The organism is Thermalbibacter longus, assembly GCF_023806485.1.
Lineage (GTDB): Bacteria > Chloroflexota > Chloroflexia > Thermomicrobiales > Thermomicrobiaceae > Thermalbibacter > Thermalbibacter longus.
In genome coordinates this window covers 113810-130323 of sequence record NZ_JAMSLR010000006.1, presented here as the reverse complement: position 1 = coordinate 130323, position 16514 = coordinate 113810, and the positions used below count along the sequence as shown (strand labels likewise).

Sequence of the window (16514 nt, the reverse complement as noted above, 5' to 3'; positions counted from 1 at the left end):
TTATCGGAAGGTAGCGTATACTGTCGCCACAGGAGCAGGAGGGCATCGCCGTGAGCGGGCAGACATGGCTGGCCGTGGTGTTCCTCGTTCTGGCTCTGATCTGGCTGGCCGAGCTCGTCGCGATCCATCGCTGGGCGCCGCGCGCGGGTCGGGATCCGCTGTTGATGGTCTCCGGGGCGGCGCTCTTCTTTGTCTTCGCGCTCCCGCTGGCCAAATCGGCGCCCGAGCTCGTCGAGCAGGTCGGGCATCTCTGGGAGGCTCTCGTCCGGCCACTGAGCCGTGGGCGATCCGGAAATCTCCAGGCAACCCCGCGATTGGTGATGCCTGGTAGGACGGTGTTGCTGATCCAGGATCGTGTCCGGATCGGGCGCTACCCGAATAACGACATCGTGATCGATCACCCCACGGTCTCGGCCTACCATGCCGAGTTGATCCGCCGGCCCGACGGCCGCTACGAGCTGGTCGACCGGGAGAGCCGGAACGGCACGCGCATCAACGGTACCCCGGTGCGCAGTGCCATTCTCAGGCACGGCGATCAGATTACCCTCGGGGCTATCACCGTCCATTTCCTGGCGACGTCGACCACTGAGCAGGCGCTCAACCAAGGGGGAGTCCCGCTGCGCCGCCGGTGAGCGGACTCCCGGGCATCTCGAGAGTCGATCGCGTCTGGCACAGCGCTCCGGGCTGCAAACCGTCGAGATAACACGACCGAAAATGTACTATAGTGATGACGCTCCTGTTGGAGAAGCATGTCGAGAGGAGCCAGGACCTGATTGCTCGGTACGTGCAGAAGGCGATGGAGCGAGCGCGCTTCGAGCAGTGGCCGGAGGAGGGTATCGTCTACGGGGAGATCCCGCAGCTACCGGATGTCTGGGCCACGGCGGAGACCGAAGAGGAGTGTCGCCGGGCGCTCGAGGATGTGCTCAAGGAGTGGATCAAGGGAAGCGTCGGTGGGACCTGGTCCGTCGATTGATGACGGACGGTTCCGCGTCTCAGCGCGAGCGCAACGCCGCCTGGTGAGGGCAGCCAGGCGGCGTTCACGCGCTGAGGGGTAGTCGATCTAGTAGCTGGCGCTGAGTTGCCGGCGGGCTCGGAAGCAATCCGAGCAGTAGACCGGGCGATCCTCTCGCGGGAGGAACGGCACCATGGTCTCGCGGCCGCAGTCGCTGCAGATCGCAGGGTACATCGGGCGGTCCGCACGCGGCTCGCGCGCTCGGTAGCCCGACGAACCCGCCTCACCACGGCCGGCGCGCCGGGCCCGGTTCGCCTGGCGGCAGGACGGGCACCTCGTCGGCTCGTTCGTGAAGCCCTTGTCGGCGTAGAACTGCTGCTCACCTGCGGTGAAGACGAAGGTGGTGCCGCAGTCGCGACAGGTGAGGGTCTTGTCGGTGAAGGCATAACTCATCTCGGCGGATGCTCCTTGGGTTCCAGGGCCACAGACCTGCGTCCATGGCCGACACGGATCAGACCTCTTCACGGCTTAGGGGTTTTCTCGCAGAGATGAGTTCGGGGAGACAGGCCCTCGCTGTCGCCTCGAGCCACGCGCGGAAACCCTTGGCCATTAACTCCCACTTTACCACATGCCGCGTGAGAGCGCAACCGCGATAAGCATTTCCTCTCTTGACGACTGATCATCTCTGGCATATAAGGAAAGTCAATCTGAACACGAGCGTGACCCAAGGCGTTCCCGCTCGAGCAGTTCCGGGAGCTCGTCGGTCGCCTGCCCTAACTGCGGCAGCTAGATGAGGCTCTCGCGTCACTCGCTCTCCAGACAGCAGCCGCCGGCACGTGCGCCTGGTTGCATGATCCCGCGCCCGGGCTAGGAAGAATTTCCTACTCGCGACTACCCCCATCGCCATGTAAGGTGTCACGCGGTCACGCGTTTCTCGGAGTGAGCACGCGTTAAGCAGAGCCGAGGAGGGGCGCAGTGACTGGTATGCGCGACGACGATCGAACTGACTCCTTGATCGACGCCCTGGAGCGATCCGCGATCCGGCTCGATGCCGACCCGCTGGCGAGACCGGCACCAGCATTTCGCGCGCGAGGGCGAGAAGCGCTGCTTCGCTCGGGCAGACGGGCTCGCGGCGAACGGCCAGTTCCACTCTCCCGGCGAATCGCGATAGCCGGTGCCGCAGCGCTCGCCGTCGCGCTGATCGCGATGCCGGCACTTGCCGGCCCCGGTGGCCTCGGGGGCGCCTTCTCGAACGTCGCGGCAGGTGTGAGGATGGCTTTCGGCGGGGATGACACATCCCTCGCCGCTGATACCATGGCTAGCAGTAACCAGCAGTTCGAGCTGCTCCAGGAGGAGGACTCGACCCCGGAACCGACACCGCCGGCCACCCCTGAGCCGACCGTCACCCCCGAGGAGACGGCCACGTCAGAGCCGACACAGACACCCGAGTCGACAGTGCCAGAATCCACCACCCAGCAACCAAGCACGCACGGCCAGGCAGTGCGTGAAGTCGCGCGCGATAACCACGGAGCTCAGGTCTCGGCCGTGGCGACCTCTCACGCGAGTGGCGGCGAGACCGACCACGGGCAGCAGGTGAGTGAGGTCGCTCGAGATAACCACGGGGCTGCGGTCTCGGCGGTAGCGACTACGAACGAGCCCGGTGGCGAGACCAACCACGGCCAGCAGGTGAGCGAGGTAGCGCGCGACAACCACGGAGCTCAGGTCTCTGAAGTCGCGCGCTCGAAGGGCGGCGAGGAGGAAGCAGAGGAACAGGAAGGCGAGCAGGAAAGCGACCAGGCAGAGGAACAGGAAGGCCAGCAGGACGGCGAAGAAGCAGGAGAACAGGAAGGCCAGCAGGAAGAGCAGTCCGTCCGCGACGTCGCCCGCGACAACCACGGCGCTCAGGTGAGCGAGGCCGCGAAGTCCGGCAAGCCGGCTGGCCTACCAGGCGGAGATGAAGACGAGGAAGAGCAGGACGAGACTGGCGAGGAGTGATCGGGACGACGCGGACGGCGAGTGGGATGACACCGAACCTTCTTCGCCTCGGAGACCGATCAGGAGTGGCCGGAGCGGAAGTGATTCCGGCCACTCCACCGGACCAGCGCGATGCCGATGAGCGGCTGCTCGTCGACGCAGCGGTCCAGGGGGATGTGGAGGCGTTCGCCGCACTCTACGATCGTTATGTCGATCGCGTCTACCGGCACTGCTACTACCGCACCGGGCACCGCAGCGACGCTGAGGACCTGACCCAGGAAACCTTCCTGCGCGCCTGGCGAGCGATCGGCCACTACCGCAGAACAGAGGCGCCTTTCATCGCCTGGCTGCTGACGATCAGCGACCGGCTGGCAACGAGCCATTACCGGAAGCTGCGCCGGCTTCTCACGACCGATCTCGAGACAGCTCCGCTCCGCCAGTGCTGCCACGAGGATCCAGAGGGAACAGCGATGACCTGGCTAGACTGCGACGATGTCCGCCGCGCCATCCTCCAGCTCCGGCCAGAGCGCCGACAGGTTCTCATCCTTCGCTTCATCGACGGCCTCTCAGTCGCTGAGGTGGCAGCAGCGCTCGGCAAGAGCGAGGCCAACGTCTCGGTCATCCAGCACCGGGCGCTGGCCGACCTGCGCCGCCTACTCGAGCAGCCGGCCGGCGACCGGCACTCGCGGGACGAGAGGAATCGACTGACCCGGCGACTGCGCGGCGCGGTAGCGTGGGCCGCCCGCGAGCGACAGCCATGACTGCGACGCCCGGCTAGCCGAGCCGTTCAGCCTCCCCCAGTGTTGCCCGGTAGAGCGCGTTGAACAGCAAGCGGTAGGTACCTCGAAGCTGGGCGCGGAACTGCGGGCGAAACCCGAAGAGGATCACGCAGCCATCCCCGACCGGCACCTCGGCCAGCGCGGCCTTGCCGCCCAGGTACTCTGCGCCCAGCAGCCAGCCGGAGAGGAGGAGATTGGTCAGGGGATAGCGCGCGACCGCTACCGCTCCAGTCTCTACGGTGAACGCCGGGCCATCGGCCAGCATCACCGCCACCTCTCGTGGGTAGCCATAGCCGAGCGGGTGCTCCGGATCGATCAGCACCTGCAGCAGCGCGCCCGGGCAGGAGAAGCGCTCCGGCGGCAGGCCCTCCAGCGCGTTGCGGACCGGCAAGTAGAGATGGTCGATCGCGACCTCGCTCGCCGAGCCGAGCGCGACCAGCGTCCCACCGAGCTCGACGAACCGCCGCAGGTTGGCGACCCCGCGCTCGCCGATCCCCCCGGCATACTCCGGCGGATAGATCGCGGGGTCGTTGCCGTGAAGGATCTCCTCGGCCGGCTGGTGAGGCAGCACGATGACGTCGAAGCGTCGCTCCAATCGACCCTGCCGCAGATCCTGATCCCTCACGGTGGCGAACGGGAGATGGTAGCGCTCGAAGACGAAGCGCGTCCACCCCTCGTCGATCGCGTTCGGGCGCCAGCTCCGGTAGAGCCCAACGCGAGGCTGGCGGACTCGCCGGAACGGGATCGCCGGTACCTCTTCCAGGCCGCTGAAGGGGCAGCGCGTCTCTCGCGCGATGGCCTCGGCGGCTTCGGGCGCGAGCCCGCGAGCGAGAAAGGTGCCGGACGGCCAGTGCGCCCCCGCCAGCTCGAAGTGGCCGGCCGAGCGCCAGATCTGCGCCCCAGCGTCCAGCAGCCGGTTCACTGCCCGGACAGCAGCGTTGGTCTGTGGGTCGATCAGGTAGCCGACGGCGCCGCTGCCCTGCACTCCCCCCGCCGGATAGCGTGCTTGCCGCACAAGCGAGAGCTCGGCCGCGAAGGGCCGGTCGGCCAGCACAGCCTCGACCCCCATCGCCAGGGGCAAGGTGTGCGCGGTCGTGTCGTAGGGTGGCTTCGGAGGTCCACCGGGGTAGAGCCGGACATCGGGGTAGTGCTGCACTTCGAGGAGCGTCTTGGCGAAGGCACCGAACGGCTGCGCCAGGCGAACGACCGCGCTGCCGGCTGGGTAGGTCACCCCGCCAGCCTCGAAGGGAGCGGTCGCCTCCTCGACCTCGACCAGGCCGGTCAGCAGCGTCTCGATCAGCTCGGCCGCGGCGAGCGGGTCTGGCTGATCGGCCGGGATGATGAAGGCGTAGGGCGACTCGCGCGAGACCGCTCGTCGCTGCACCCGCCAGAAGTTGCGCACCCACTGCTCGCGATAGCGCGCGGCATGGCGAAGGCAGGCATAAACGGCGAGCTTCTGGTAGTCGACGATGTCGCTCAGCCTCCAGATCCCGCCGGGCCAGGGCAGCGGCTGGTTCCAGCCCACGCGGCGGGGATCGCAGTCCTGGATCGCGCGCAGCGCCTCGGGCTTGAGCTCGATGGGCGTGGCGATCCTGCAGCTCGCCGCCTCGGAGAGGAGCCGCACGCCGCCGTGGTAGTGCTGGTAGGCGCGCGATGGGCTGAAGGCATCGAAGATCACGTTCATCGCCACGCCGGCCTTTCCCTCGGCGATCAGCTCGCTGGCGACCGCCGCGCCGAGCTGGGCGATCTCGGCCTGCAAGATGGGATCGACGTTCGGGTCGAACGGGTCGATATACGGCGGCAGGACGAAGCGGGGCCCATCCGGCGACATCTGGTGCTGGTCGAAGACGATGTGGGGATGCCAGCGGTTGTGCACCTGCTCGACGACGAGGCGGGTCTCGGCGAGATTGAACATGAACCAGTCGCGGTTGTTGTCGTGGCCTGCGTACGGGTGGTACAGCGCTGGGGGCGGGGCTCCCTCCGCCGGCGTATCGAGCGTGCGCGCGTACCAGTCGGCGACGAGCTCCAGACCATCGGGATTGAGGCAGGGGATCAGGAGCAACACCACCTCGTCGAGCATTGCGCGCACATCGTCGTCTGCTCGCGTTGCCAGCTCGTAGACGAGCGCGGGGGTCATCTGCGTCGATCCGACCTCGGTGGCGTGGATACTGCAGGTGAGCAGGACAATGCAGCGCCCCGCTCGGGTCAGTGCCTCGGCATTCTGCTCCGCGAGCGCGCGGGGATCGGCGAGCTGCCGCTGGATCGCCTGGAGCTCGCCGAGACGAGCGAGATTCGCTGGCGACGAGATGGTGAGCAGAATCAGCGGCCGCCCCTCGGTCGTCGGCCCGAGCTGCTGGCACAGGACGCGGTTACTGGCAGCCGCCACCGCCTCGAAGTAGGCCACCAGGTCAGGCCAGCGAGCCAGCCGGCGATCGTCCCCTGGCGAGAACCCGAACCAGGCCTCCGGAGGGGGGATCGTCATCGACATGGATTCACCTTCCCAGTGGCCAGCGTACTCCGGTCAATCAGCTCCCAACGCCCGTGCTCAGGCATCTGAGCATAAAGGGACAGTGAGATGGCGAGCGCTCAGATAACCAGGTTCTCCAGCGTGAGCTGGCCGACTGTGATCTGGACGCGATCGCCAGGCTGGAGCGTGAAGTCGTCCGGCGGGACGATACCGGTTCCGGTCATGAGGAAACCACCCCAGGGGAATGCGAGCTCCCGTCCGAGCCAGCGCACCAGGTCGTCGGGCGAGCGCTTCATCTGCGCTGTCGAGGTCTCGCCGGTGAAGACGACAGCGTCGCCACGCCGGATCACCAGCCGGATCGGTAGCGCTGGGGACTGCGCGAACTCGTGGATCACGATACCCGGACCGAGCGCCGTCGCCCCGTCGTAGATCTTCGCTTGCGGCAGGTAGAGCGGATTCGCCCCCTCGATCGAGCGCGAGGACACGTCGTTGCCGGCCGTGTAGCCCACGATCTCCAGCGTGCGCGTGAAGACGGCCACCAGCTCGGGCTCCGGCACATTCCAGGCGCTGTCTCGCCGGACGCGGATCGGCTCGCCAGGCCCGGCGACGCGCCAGCCAGCGGCCTTGAAGAAGAGCTCTGGCCGCTCGGCCTCGTAGACCAGGTCGTAGATATCTTTGACCACGGACTCGGCCATGCGGGCATCTCGGCTCCGCAGGTACGTCACCCCGCTGGCCCAGACCTCCTGCTCCGGCTCCAGTGGCGGCAGGGTCGGATCGGTGGCCGGCTCGCCGGCCGGCAGCACCGCCAGGAGCTCGCGAGCGGCTGCGGCGGGCAATTCCAGGGCCAGCCTCAGGTTGAAGCTGGCCGGGAGATAGTGACCGTCCCTGGCCCAGCGCGGCCCACTAGGCGTGGCATGACGCGTCAGGTACACGAGTCGCCTCCTCGACCTTCTCTGCTGCGATCCTAGCCGCTGTCAGGGGAGACGTCCAGGCCCATGTCCGCTCGAGGTGCCGGGGCAGGCGCATGCCGTATGGTATACCAGAGAGCACCGCCCAGGGCTTTCAGACCCGGGTGGAATCGTTCTGACAGCGACACCCCGCACCGTGAGCGATGACGGGGCTCGCTCGAGAGCGGAGAGGTATTCGACTCGATGTTCCGGCTCATCGTCCTCGATATCGACGGAACTCTCCTCGACCCTTCGGATATCGTGACGCCAGTTGTCCGCGATGCGATCAGCCAGGCCCGAGCGCTCGGGGTCGAGGTGGCGCTCGCCACCGGGCGGCGTCTCCGCTCGACTCGCCCAGTGGTCGAAGAGCTGGGCATTGCGCTGCCGCTGGTCGTCCACAACGGCGCGCTGGTATGGGATACCGCACACGACCGGCCGCTCCACCAGGCTCCGTTCGACCGCCCGACGCTCGCGCTGGTCACGCAGACGGCGCGCGAGCACGAACTCGGCCTGATGCTGATCCGCAGCCCTCAATCGGGGGAGCGCATCGTGCTCACCGACACTCCTGGCCAGGCGAGCGCGCTCCTGGAGGCGGCTCTGGCGACCCGTCCGGGTGACAGCGAACGCCTGCCGCCGGACGCGCTCCCCGATCTGCCCGACGTGCTGACGATCGACCTCTTCGCGCCGGAAGAGCGACTGCGCCCAGTCAGCGCGATGCTCGCCGAGCGCGGTCTCGAGCTCTACCACGCGGGGCCGCTCGAGTGGGACGCGAACCCGCCGTACTGGGCAGCGAACGTCCACATGCCGGGAACGAGCAAGGCCAGCGGAGTTGCCATGCTCGCGCAGCGCCTGGGGATCACGCTCGCGGACGTGCTCGCCGTGGGGGATGGGGAAAACGATCTACCCTTGCTCGAAGCTGCCGGGCTCGGCGTCGCAATGGGGAATGCGGCGCCGCACGTCAAAGCCCGGGCGGCTGCCGTCGTGCGCGGGCACGACGAGGACGGGGTAGCCGAGGCGATCGAGCGCTTCGTCCTGCAGCCGCTTCGAGAGAGTGGCAGGCCACTCCCGCTCCGGCGGTCAGACTGAAGAGCCAGCGAGTGGCCGGCTCGGTACCCTACCCGGCGTTTCGCCTGTTCGCCTGAGAGAGGAGGCTACCCGCCGCGGCACTCGGTAACAGCCCTTGCTCGCAGAGCCCAGCTCCTGTAGGAATACCTCCGGGACGCAACATGATTGGTTCAGGGGAAAGGGAAGGGTAGTGGCTCTCGCTGGACGGTACCAGCGCCTGCTCCTCGTCGCGCTCCTCAGCCTAACGCTTCTCGGACAGCCCTCGCTCGTGTCGGCAGCTCGCGATCCAGCCAATCCCCGGGATTTCTTCGGGATCGTCGGCAGGGACCCGTGGTACGAGTACAACACTGACCCGGAGCGTCACCCGCTCGACGTGAACCGCACGTTCCTCGAGGGGATGATGGCCGACATCGCGGCTATGGGGGCCGGCTGGGTGCGGATCGAGTTCCACGCTGAGTACGACCAGCCAGAAGGGCCCGGCTGGATCGATCCGGTCAAGCACGACTGGTACATCCAGGAGCTGGCACCGCGCTACGGGGTCAAGGTGCTGGCCGTCATGGGCTCCGGGATCCTGGCCGATCTGGATCAGACCTACCGGTTCCGGCACATCAACGACCGGCCCGGTGCCGATGGCCGCAATCGATATAGCCGCGCCTTCGTCCAGCGGGTGAAGGAGATCGTCGACCGCTACGGCGACCGGCTCGGCGCGATCGAGATCCTCAACGAGCCGAACGCGAACCAGATCCTGCACTGGGAGACGCTCGGCCAGGAGAAGGCCGTCGACCCCGAGATCTACGGCCGCATCGCGGTCGACCTCTACGAGACGGTGAAGCCGGCGCACCCATCGGTGCAGTTCGTGGCCGGCTCCCTGCTCCACGATCGCGAGAGCGGCCAGACCGATCATCTCGACTGGCTGCGCGCGGTCTACGAGTCGGAGGCGGTGCGGGACTACGTGCAGCGCACCGGGCGCCATCCCTGGGACGGCGTCTCGATCCACCCCTACAACCTGCCACCGGAGGAGACCCTGGCTGACCTGCGGAGACTGCGCGCCCTCCAGACAGAGTTCGGCGACACCTCCGGAGTCTGGGTAACCGAGATCGGCTACCCGGCTGCCCCGCCGGAGTGGTCGGTCTCCGGCATCATGGACCCGACGCAGCAGGAGATCCGGCAGGCGGAGTTCCTGCGCGAGGTCTACACCAAGCTGCGCGACGAGACGCCGTTTGTCGACCGCGTCTTCTGGTTCAAGTACGAAGACTTCGGGGACGGCCACGACTACGCCAACTGGGGGCTGGTCCGGCTGCGGGACTCCGCCTTCCGCTATGGCCGCGAGGCGACGCCGTGGCCACGCAAGCCGGCCTACATGGTCTACCAATCGCTGGCGCGGCCGGAGATGCTGCCTACCGCTCCCGTTCCGCCACCGCTCAACGCCGGCCCCGACGTCTGGTACTTCCCGGAGACAGGCCACACGCTGCGCGGTCCCTTCTTGCGCTACTGGCTCGAGCATGGAGGTCTCGCGCTGTTCGGCTACCCCAAGACCGAGGTGTTCTTCGTGGCCGGCCGGGCAGTGCAGTACTTCGAGCGCGCGCGCTTCGAGTACTGGCCGGAGTTCCGAGGCACCCCCTACGAGGTGCAACTCGGCCTGCTCGGCTGGTACGTGGCGCGGGGACGCCAGTTCGAGCGGCAACCGCCGCCGAGCCCCGACCAGCCGCCCGACCCGAACCGCGTCTACTTTCCGGAGACCGGTCAGTACCTGGGCGGCGCCTTCAAGCGCTACTGGGAAGAGCACGGCGGGCTCGCCATCTTCGGCTACCCGATCAGCGGCGAGCTGACCGAGGTCAACCCCGCGGACGGCAAGACCTACACGGTACAGTACTTCGAGCGTGCCCGGTTCGAGTACCATCCAGAGCATGCCGGCACCGAGCACGAAGTGCAGCTCGGCCTGCTCGGCAATCAGGTTCTGAGCACGATGAGCTGGTACCGTTGAGCGCGTGAGGGGGACGGAGGGAGACGGGCGCGATGTCCGAGCGTGAGCAGCCGGCAGCGCAGACGCCGGCAGTCCAGACGGTAGGCGTTCCGGCCCCGTTGCCGTTCGGCCTGCCAGTTCCTGCGGGTAGCCCGCTGGTGCCGGCCGAGCGCCGACCAGCGATCGAGGCAGTCGAGCACATTGCCGTTCGCGTTGCCGATATCCGCCGGGCCGAGGCGTTCTACCACGACTTCTTCGGCATGGACGTCGTCTTCCGGGCCCGCCGGGCAGGCGAGCGATGGGAGTTCCTGCCCGCCGATTTCGACTGGGACACCGGGCTGCGGCAGGGGATCTACCCGGAGTACTGCTACCTCCGCAATGGGCCTCTGGCGCTTCTGATCCAGGCGGCCGGTCGAGGCACAGTGTTCGTGGAGCCGCGGCTTCAGCACATCAGCCTGCGGGTCGCCCCCGAGTCGCTGGTCGAGCTCCGCGGCGTGGCCCTGGCGAGGGGATACGCTGTCAGCGAAGACCAGCGCCACTCGTTCGTCTTCCGCGACCCGTTCGGGATCACCTGGCATCTGACCGACGGTCACGCTGGGCCAGACGAACACGAGAGCCGGATTTGACGCGTCTCCTGGCAGATGTTACCGTAGAGGTCGAGCACACCTGGATGGCGTAGCTGAGGGTGCACCGTTCACGCGGAGCCGGCCCGGTGATGCACTGTGATAGCGGCTTCGCCTCGTCGGCCCTTCGATCGAAAGCACGTGCCCGATGCTGGATGCGTACCGTGAACTCATCGATCTCCTCGCCGAGACGCCAAAGCGTCTCCAGAACCTCGTCGAGGGCCGGGAACTCCCCGCGCAGCGGTCGAACGAGGACTGGGGCCCGATCGAGGTCATCGCCCATATGGTCGACGCAGAGCGGCTATCCCGCGAGCGGATCGTGCGGATGCTGGCCGAAGACACCCCCTACTTCCGGGCCATGAACCAGCTCGAGCTGGCGCGGGCAGGCGACTACGCCAGTCGCAGCCTGCACGACGTCCTCGAGGCCTTCGGGCATGAGCGCGGCGAGACGCTCTCGGTGCTGATGAACCTGGCCCCGAAGGATTGGGGTCGAAAGGCTATCCACGAGACGCGCGACGAGATCACGATCGAGGACATCATCGAAGACCTGATCCAGCACGACCGAGAGCATCTCGACCAGATCCAGCACCTGCTGGGCGGGTAGAGAACCGGCACCAGTCACCGTCCGGCTACAGGAAGCCTGCGATAGACACGGCCTACCCACCGAGCGGCTCGTGTCCTCCGCTCGCTGGGTAGGCCCGAGAGGCGCTCAGGCTCTCGACCGAGGACAGCTCACTGTTTATCGACCTCGATCGTGCCGACTATGAGCGGCACGAGGTGGCCATCGGCGCGGCGCATCCTCACCTCGACCGACCAGGTGCCGGCTTCCCAGAACGTTACCTGTCCCTCGTACACGCCATGCCCGACCGGCTCGAGCCGACCAGTCGTCGCCCCGCCGTCAATGCCCAGGTAGAAGCTGGCGAGCGGCGCGAAGGCTTCCGATGAGAGCCCCTCGGTGACGGTGACGTCCGGCGGCAGCGGCTCGCCGGTCTCGGCGTCCACGAAGGCTAGGCGAAATACGACGCGCTGGTGCGCGAGCGGCCGCTCGGGGTCTGTCGTGATCCGGAGCAGGTAGGCTCGCCCGTCAGTGCCGTTGAACGTCGGGAGTACCGTCACGGCCGCCTCTCGATACGCGCGGCTGTTGAACGAGTCGACACGCTCGGCGACCACCGTCAGCGTCCAGGGGCCGGCTTTCTCCAACGCGACCTGTCCCCGGTAGCGCGCGTAGCCGGCTGGCTCTAGCTCGACGGTCACCAGGTCGTCCGCTCCGCGGTAGCTCAGAGAAGCGGTCACCCGATCAGGTGGGTCGTAGCGGACGTCATCCTGGCCGGGGCGGAGCGGCTGGGCCGTCGCTGGGTCGACGAAGCGCGCCTCGATCGTCACTGGCTGACGGATGGGCACCCTGGCTGGCTCGACCGACGCTGCCAGGGCGGCGATCGGCCGGGCGTCGGCCGGCGCACTCCGCGGGAGCGTGCCGCCGGCCGGAGCGCGCCCGATGGACTGGCGGTAGAGCTCGTTCAACGTGGTCACGCTCGACGCCCCGATCGGCACCGTGAAGACCTCGAAACCGGTTATCGTGTCGATCACGCTCAGCTCGCTCTGGCTCTGCGCTGCGCCGGTATCCCAGATCTGGGCGTAGAGAAAGCGGCCGTCCTGGCTGAGGAATATCTCGCCCGGGCTCGCGCCGGGCAACCAGTGACCAACGATGCGCCACGACGCTGTATCGATCACCCAGATCCCGTCCACCCTCTCCTGATACGCCTCCCCCTCAAACCCGATCGCGTAGAGTCGACTCCCGTCCGGCGAGAGCTGCATCCCGCCACCGGCAAAGGAGACCTTGGCTGCGGCCTCCCGGACGAGCAAGCCGCGCAGCGCGGCGAGGAAGCGCTCGAGCCGGGAAGTGCCGGCTGGTTCGGCTCCTGTCTCGACGACGACCTTCCCCTCGATCTGCTGGCGCTCCAGGTCGACGATCGCCATCTCGCCGGTGGCCGGCGAGAAGACGTAGAGCCGGCGTCCGTCGGGCGAGACGGCATGTTGTGAGATGGGAAAGCCTCCGGCTCCGGAGAACGCGAGATCCAGCGAGGGGCCGAGTTCCCCAGAGGCCAGGTCGAAGAAGTTCACCAGGATCTCGCTGCCCCCAGTGTAGACGAGCCCGTACAGCCAGCGACCGTCAGGCGTCGGCCGGCCATCCCAGAGGGGTACCGTGCCCGGCTGCGCCTCGACGACCGTGCGCGCTTCGACGATACCCTCGGGGAGCCGCAGTCGGGTGTAGAGGATCGGCCCTTCCTCGCCAGCGGGGTCTCGGTCTGTCGGGAGCGCGTCCCACGTCGACGCCAGGACAACGAGCCTCCCGCCGTCTGGGGAAGCGAGCAGGCGGGCGTACCCTGGCGCCCGCTCTCCGGTATCGACCACCCAGCGCGCGACCTCCGCGCCGGTCGCGCGATCGAGTACCGCGACCGTGATCGAATTCGTCCCCTGCCAGACATGGCCGGCCACGTAGACGCGATCGGCCGTGACCGCCACGCTGTCGAGCATGAGCTGCGGGCGCTCGTCGACCGGGCCCGAGTCCGGCGTCGCGGCACCGGCTGAGGCGGCCCACTCCATGACCTCCGCGCGCCACTGCGTCTCGAGCGTGTCAGTCGCGAGCGCTATGACGGAGCCGACCTGACGGCCTCCGACGTCCTCGACCTGGCGAACGACGAGCTGGCGACCATCCGGCGAGATCGCCGCATCCGTGGGCGGGTAGAAGCCGGCTGTCTCGAGAATCGGCTGCGGCAAGCGGTGCCCTGGCACCAGAGCGGCCAGCGACGAGCGGCCGGTTTGCTGATCATAGAGACTGAAGAGCAGGGTATCAGGGAGCGCGACCGGCTCGGCCTCGGCCACAGTTTCCCTGAGCTCATGCCTGCCGGCGGCCATTGCGGCGACGATGCTCAGCCCGGCAACGAGCGCCAGGATCAAGACGACGGCGACGAGCGAGCGGACACGGTAGATCATGGAGAACCTCCGTCGGTGTGCGACCTCGACTACCCACCGGTACTACAACGCGCAGACCGCGAAGGTTCCCATCTCGAGGAAGCGTTGCCCCACCCTCGAGGAGGGACACACAGCGATCCCTGGACACCTTTCGGTGCACCGGATCGGACAGGCGCTGGAGGGCGGGAGAGGCGACCTAGTACGGGTTGCTCGGAGCAGCGGCCCGCACCAGCTCCAGTACCTGCTCCTCGGTGTCGGCCGCCGTGATAGCCCGCACCACCAGCTCGTCGAGCACGCCGTCCCACGGCTGGAGTGCCGCCGGTAGTTCCTCGGGGCGTTCCACCGCGATCGCCGTCTGCCTGGCGCTCACGCCCATGCGGGCAAAGTGTTCCGAGTAGCCCGGGATGCGCTCGTAGCGCCCAGCCTCTTGCTCCAGCCGCTGGATCGCCGCGGGGCCGATGGCGACGCGCACGTAGGCATAGAGCTTCGGCCGCGGACGGCCAGCCTGATCGGCCCCTTCCTGCAGCCAGCCAGCGGAGACGCGCGCGTGCTCAGGCGTAAGCCAGTTGAAGAGCACGGCATCGGCCTCTGCGCCAGCGAGCCGGCACATCCTCGGCCCCAGCGCCGCAACCACCAGCTCCGCCGGTAGCGCTTCCCGGAGCGCCCGGATGCCCTGCCGGACTCGCCTCAGGGCACCCGGCCCCGACCCGCTGCCGACTCCGAGTCTCAGCCGGTCGAGCGGCAGTCCTAGCCGGCGCACCTGCTCGACGATGCTCTCCGGCGTACGGCGCGACAGCGGGATCACCCCCACCCCCAAGCCGATCCGCTCGGTGGCCGTCGCCGCCTGCGCCAGCGCGGCCAGCCCGTCACCGTCCGGTGTGTCGTTCACCCAGAAGGTGCGGTAGCCGTGCTCCTCGGCGGCGGCCGCCGCTGCCCTGATGACGGTGGCCGGCGTCGTTGCCGCAAGCCCGAACCCTCGCGCGCTGCCGCTCATGGCTCCCCCTTTCCGGTCGCGTGCTCGCCCGGCAGTGTCGTGCTGCCAGGCCCGCCTCGTCGCACAGCATGCCGCACACGGGGTGGCCGGCCAAGAGGCGCGAGGCGCGCCTACACTCGCTGGCCATGGAGCGGGCCAGCACGCGGGGACTGGGACACTCGGCTCGCGCAAACGCACCCTAGCGTTGAGGTAAAAGTGACGATCCACTAGTTGCCAGATACGCCCGCAGGGACTAGTATGAGCGTGTGATTCCCACCACAGCGACTAGCCGCACGATCCGGCTGGTGCCGCGCAAGTCACAGCACGTCGTCGGTAGCCTGTTCGCCGAAAGGGGGTCCCATGGCAACTGTCGAGCAGGTTCCGGACCGCGCCCAGTGGGATGCCACCAACTACAGCAACAAGGATCGACTCCTGCGTGTAGTGCGCGAAGAGGCCAGGCGCGTTATGGAGCTGGCCGAGCGCCCGGAGCATTGGGAGGCGCCGACCGCCTGCGGTCACTGGTAGGTGCGGGATATCGTCGGCCATATGGTCGATGTGACCGAGGGTTATCTGAAGGACTTCGACATCGCGCGCAGCGGCGGCCAGGCGGAGCCGGCCCTGGGACTGCGCGTGATGGCCAAGCGGCTGGACGAGCGCGCGCAAGCCTTCCGCTCGGTGCCACAGTCCGAGCTGCTTCGGCGCCTGCGCGACGACTTCGAGCGGGTCATGGCGATCTTCGAGGGATTGAGCGCCGACGAGTGGACCGGGCTGCAGGTACCGCATGCCTACATGGGCCCGCTGCCGGCGTTCATCTACCCTGTCTTCCAGCTCATGGACTACGGGGTGCACGGTTGGGATATTCGCGAGGGACTCGGCCTGCCCAATGGCCTGCCGGGCGACGTGGCCGACTTCCTCGCGCCGTTCATGTTCATCCTGTGGCAGGTGACGACGGACACCGAGCGGGTCGGCTCGGAGCCGATCCAAGTCGGCTTCCGGGTGTCCGGCCGGAACGGCGGAACCTGGCGCGTCACCGTCAACGCGAGCGGCTACGCCTACGAGCCCTGCCCGCCCGATGAGCTGAACGCGCCGACCGTGTTCGAGTTCGATCCGGGAAGCCTCGTCCTGACCGCCTTCGGGCGGGTGCGCGCCGGCACCGCTTACGGCGATCAACAGGTCGCCGACCGCTACCGGTCGCTCTTCTTCTCGATTTAGAGGCCGATCCCGGGCCTGCCGAAACGCGCGGCGCCTAGCTCGGCAACGCTCGCCGGAGCAGGGGGCGGCGGCGGTTGAGCTGCCAGATGCGGTAGTTCAGGGCGGCAGCGAAGCCAGTCCAGGCCAGGTACGGCAGCAGGAGCAGCCCGGCCAGCGGCCGAGCGCGCGCGGCTAGAACCGCTGTGCTCGCGATCATCCCCCAGAGGGGCGCGATCACCGCGAGTCCACCGGAGAGGCTGCGTCGGCCGAAGAAGACGGCCGACCAGAGGACGTTGAGCACGAGCTGCAGCCACCAGCTCAGCAGCGCAGCCCGACCGGCACGGTCGTGCCCGGGCGAGGCGTGTGCCGCACGCCGGACCAGCCACGCAGAGACGGCCATCATGCCGTACAGCACCGTCCAGACCGGGCCGAAGAGGCGATCCGGAGGTGTCCAGCGAGGCTTGCGCAGGCTCCGGTACCACGGGCCGAGAGAGCGGGCGGTGAAGAGACTGCCGAGCGCGGCAGCGCCGTAGCTGGCGGCCACGAACGGGAGTAACGAGCGGAGCTGTCGAGACCAGGATCGAGATCGTGCCTGCATGGGCGCACC

Annotated in this window: 16 protein-coding genes; 10 read left to right on the top strand and 6 right to left on the bottom strand. The window is 68.0% G+C overall.

Translation table 11 applies throughout. The annotated features are described in order from the left end of the window. The first annotated feature begins 50 nt into the window (after positions 1–50). Positions 51–632, top strand: a complete 582-nt coding sequence (locus NET02_RS10080) for an FHA domain-containing protein (protein ID WP_284057282.1) — start codon at positions 51–53, stop codon at positions 630–632. A gap of 95 nt (positions 633–727) precedes the next feature. Then, positions 728–973 (top strand): type II toxin-antitoxin system HicB family antitoxin, encoded by a 246-nt coding sequence (locus NET02_RS10075; protein WP_284057281.1) that lies wholly within the window; start codon positions 728–730, stop codon positions 971–973. Between the two features lie 87 nt (positions 974–1060). On the opposite strand, the gene NET02_RS10070 is transcribed toward NET02_RS10075, so the two are convergent. Next, positions 1061–1405, bottom strand: a complete 345-nt coding sequence (locus NET02_RS10070; RefSeq protein WP_284057280.1) for a zinc-ribbon domain containing protein — start codon at positions 1403–1405, stop codon at positions 1061–1063. 522 nt (positions 1406–1927) lie between these two features. Between NET02_RS10070 and NET02_RS10065 the strand changes: the two genes are divergently transcribed. Next, the gene (locus NET02_RS10065) at positions 1928–2947 is read left to right on the top strand and encodes a hypothetical protein (RefSeq protein ID WP_284057279.1); all 1020 of its coding nucleotides are present in this window, start codon (positions 1928–1930) and stop codon (positions 2945–2947) included. A gap of 65 nt (positions 2948–3012) precedes the next feature. Then, positions 3013–3687, top strand: coding sequence for an RNA polymerase sigma factor (locus tag NET02_RS10060; RefSeq protein ID WP_284057278.1), 675 nt, complete (start codon positions 3013–3015; stop codon positions 3685–3687). 13 nt (positions 3688–3700) lie between these two features. Here NET02_RS10060 and NET02_RS10055 read toward each other — a convergent pair whose 3' ends face one another. Both NET02_RS10055 and NET02_RS10050 read right to left on the bottom strand, forming a co-directional pair. After that, the gene (locus NET02_RS10055; RefSeq protein WP_284057277.1) at positions 3701–6187 is read right to left on the bottom strand and encodes a M14 family metallopeptidase; all 2487 of its coding nucleotides are present in this window, start codon (positions 6185–6187) and stop codon (positions 3701–3703) included. 104 nt (positions 6188–6291) lie between these two features. Further along, positions 6292–7104 carry a fumarylacetoacetate hydrolase family protein gene (locus NET02_RS10050; RefSeq protein WP_284057276.1) on the bottom strand — a complete coding sequence of 271 codons (813 nt, stop codon included), beginning with the start codon at positions 7102–7104 and terminating at the stop codon, positions 6292–6294. Positions 7105–7323: 219 nt separating this feature from the next. Here NET02_RS10050 and NET02_RS10045 point away from each other — a divergent pair, with 219 nt between their 5' ends. The 4 genes from NET02_RS10045 (at position 7324) to NET02_RS10030 (ending at position 11374) form a co-directional block, all read left to right on the top strand. Further along, on the top strand, positions 7324–8205 hold the full coding sequence (locus NET02_RS10045) for an HAD family hydrolase (protein ID WP_284057275.1): 882 nt from the start codon (positions 7324–7326) through the stop codon (positions 8203–8205). Positions 8206–8374: 169 nt separating this feature from the next. Next, entirely contained in the window at positions 8375–10168 is a 1794-nt protein-coding gene (locus NET02_RS10040) for a glycosyl hydrolase (RefSeq protein WP_284057274.1), read from the top strand. Between the two features lie 32 nt (positions 10169–10200). Beyond that, positions 10201–10773 (top strand): VOC family protein, encoded by a 573-nt coding sequence (locus tag NET02_RS10035; RefSeq protein ID WP_284057273.1) that lies wholly within the window; start codon positions 10201–10203, stop codon positions 10771–10773. Positions 10774–10918: 145 nt separating this feature from the next. Then, positions 10919–11374, top strand: coding sequence for a DinB family protein (locus NET02_RS10030; RefSeq protein WP_284057272.1), 456 nt, complete (start codon positions 10919–10921; stop codon positions 11372–11374). A 128-nt stretch (positions 11375–11502) separates the two neighbouring features. Here NET02_RS10030 and NET02_RS10025 read toward each other — a convergent pair whose 3' ends face one another. Together NET02_RS10025 and NET02_RS10020 are read right to left on the bottom strand one after the other, a co-directional pair. Then, the gene (locus NET02_RS10025) at positions 11503–13764 is read right to left on the bottom strand and encodes a YncE family protein (RefSeq protein WP_284057271.1); all 2262 of its coding nucleotides are present in this window, start codon (positions 13762–13764) and stop codon (positions 11503–11505) included. Between the two features lie 175 nt (positions 13765–13939). After that, on the bottom strand, positions 13940–14737 hold the full coding sequence (locus tag NET02_RS10020; protein ID WP_284057270.1) for an LLM class flavin-dependent oxidoreductase: 798 nt from the start codon (positions 14735–14737) through the stop codon (positions 13940–13942). A 339-nt stretch (positions 14738–15076) separates the two neighbouring features. Between NET02_RS10020 and NET02_RS10015 the strand changes: the two genes are divergently transcribed. Together NET02_RS10015 and NET02_RS10010 are read left to right on the top strand one after the other, a co-directional pair. Next, on the top strand, positions 15077–15241 hold the full coding sequence (locus NET02_RS10015) for a hypothetical protein (RefSeq protein ID WP_284057269.1): 165 nt from the start codon (positions 15077–15079) through the stop codon (positions 15239–15241). Further along, positions 15242–15928, top strand: a complete 687-nt coding sequence (locus tag NET02_RS10010; RefSeq protein ID WP_284057268.1) for a maleylpyruvate isomerase N-terminal domain-containing protein — start codon at positions 15242–15244, stop codon at positions 15926–15928. It abuts the gene before it with no gap. Between the two features lie 34 nt (positions 15929–15962). Here the strand turns inward: NET02_RS10010 and NET02_RS10005 are convergent, their stop codons facing one another. Next, positions 15963–16505 carry a TspO/MBR family protein gene (locus tag NET02_RS10005; RefSeq protein ID WP_284057267.1) on the bottom strand — a complete coding sequence of 181 codons (543 nt, stop codon included), beginning with the start codon at positions 16503–16505 and terminating at the stop codon, positions 15963–15965. Positions 16506–16514: the final 9 nt, after the last annotated feature.

What these genes read in the sequence shown, in the direction of transcription:
- NET02_RS10030 (WP_284057272.1), top strand. Translation starts at nt 10,919, where the DNA reads ATGCTGGATGCGTACCGTGAACTCATCGATCTCCTCGCCGAGACGCCA.
- NET02_RS10055 (WP_284057277.1), bottom strand. Translation starts at nt 6,187, where the DNA reads ATGACGATCCCCCCTCCGGAGGCCTGGTTCGGGTTCTCGCCAGGGGAC.
- NET02_RS10015 (WP_284057269.1), top strand. Translation starts at nt 15,077, where the DNA reads ATGGCAACTGTCGAGCAGGTTCCGGACCGCGCCCAGTGGGATGCCACC.
- NET02_RS10020 (WP_284057270.1), bottom strand. Translation starts at nt 14,737, where the DNA reads ATGAGCGGCAGCGCGCGAGGGTTCGGGCTTGCGGCAACGACGCCGGCC.
- NET02_RS10005 (WP_284057267.1), bottom strand. Translation starts at nt 16,505, where the DNA reads ATGCAGGCACGATCTCGATCCTGGTCTCGACAGCTCCGCTCGTTACTC.
- NET02_RS10045 (WP_284057275.1), top strand. Translation starts at nt 7,324, where the DNA reads ATGTTCCGGCTCATCGTCCTCGATATCGACGGAACTCTCCTCGACCCT.
- NET02_RS10075 (WP_284057281.1), top strand. Translation starts at nt 728, where the DNA reads ATGACGCTCCTGTTGGAGAAGCATGTCGAGAGGAGCCAGGACCTGATT.
- NET02_RS10070 (WP_284057280.1), bottom strand. Translation starts at nt 1,405, where the DNA reads ATGAGTTATGCCTTCACCGACAAGACCCTCACCTGTCGCGACTGCGGC.
- NET02_RS10035 (WP_284057273.1), top strand. Translation starts at nt 10,201, where the DNA reads ATGTCCGAGCGTGAGCAGCCGGCAGCGCAGACGCCGGCAGTCCAGACG.
- NET02_RS10025 (WP_284057271.1), bottom strand. Translation starts at nt 13,764, where the DNA reads ATGATCTACCGTGTCCGCTCGCTCGTCGCCGTCGTCTTGATCCTGGCG.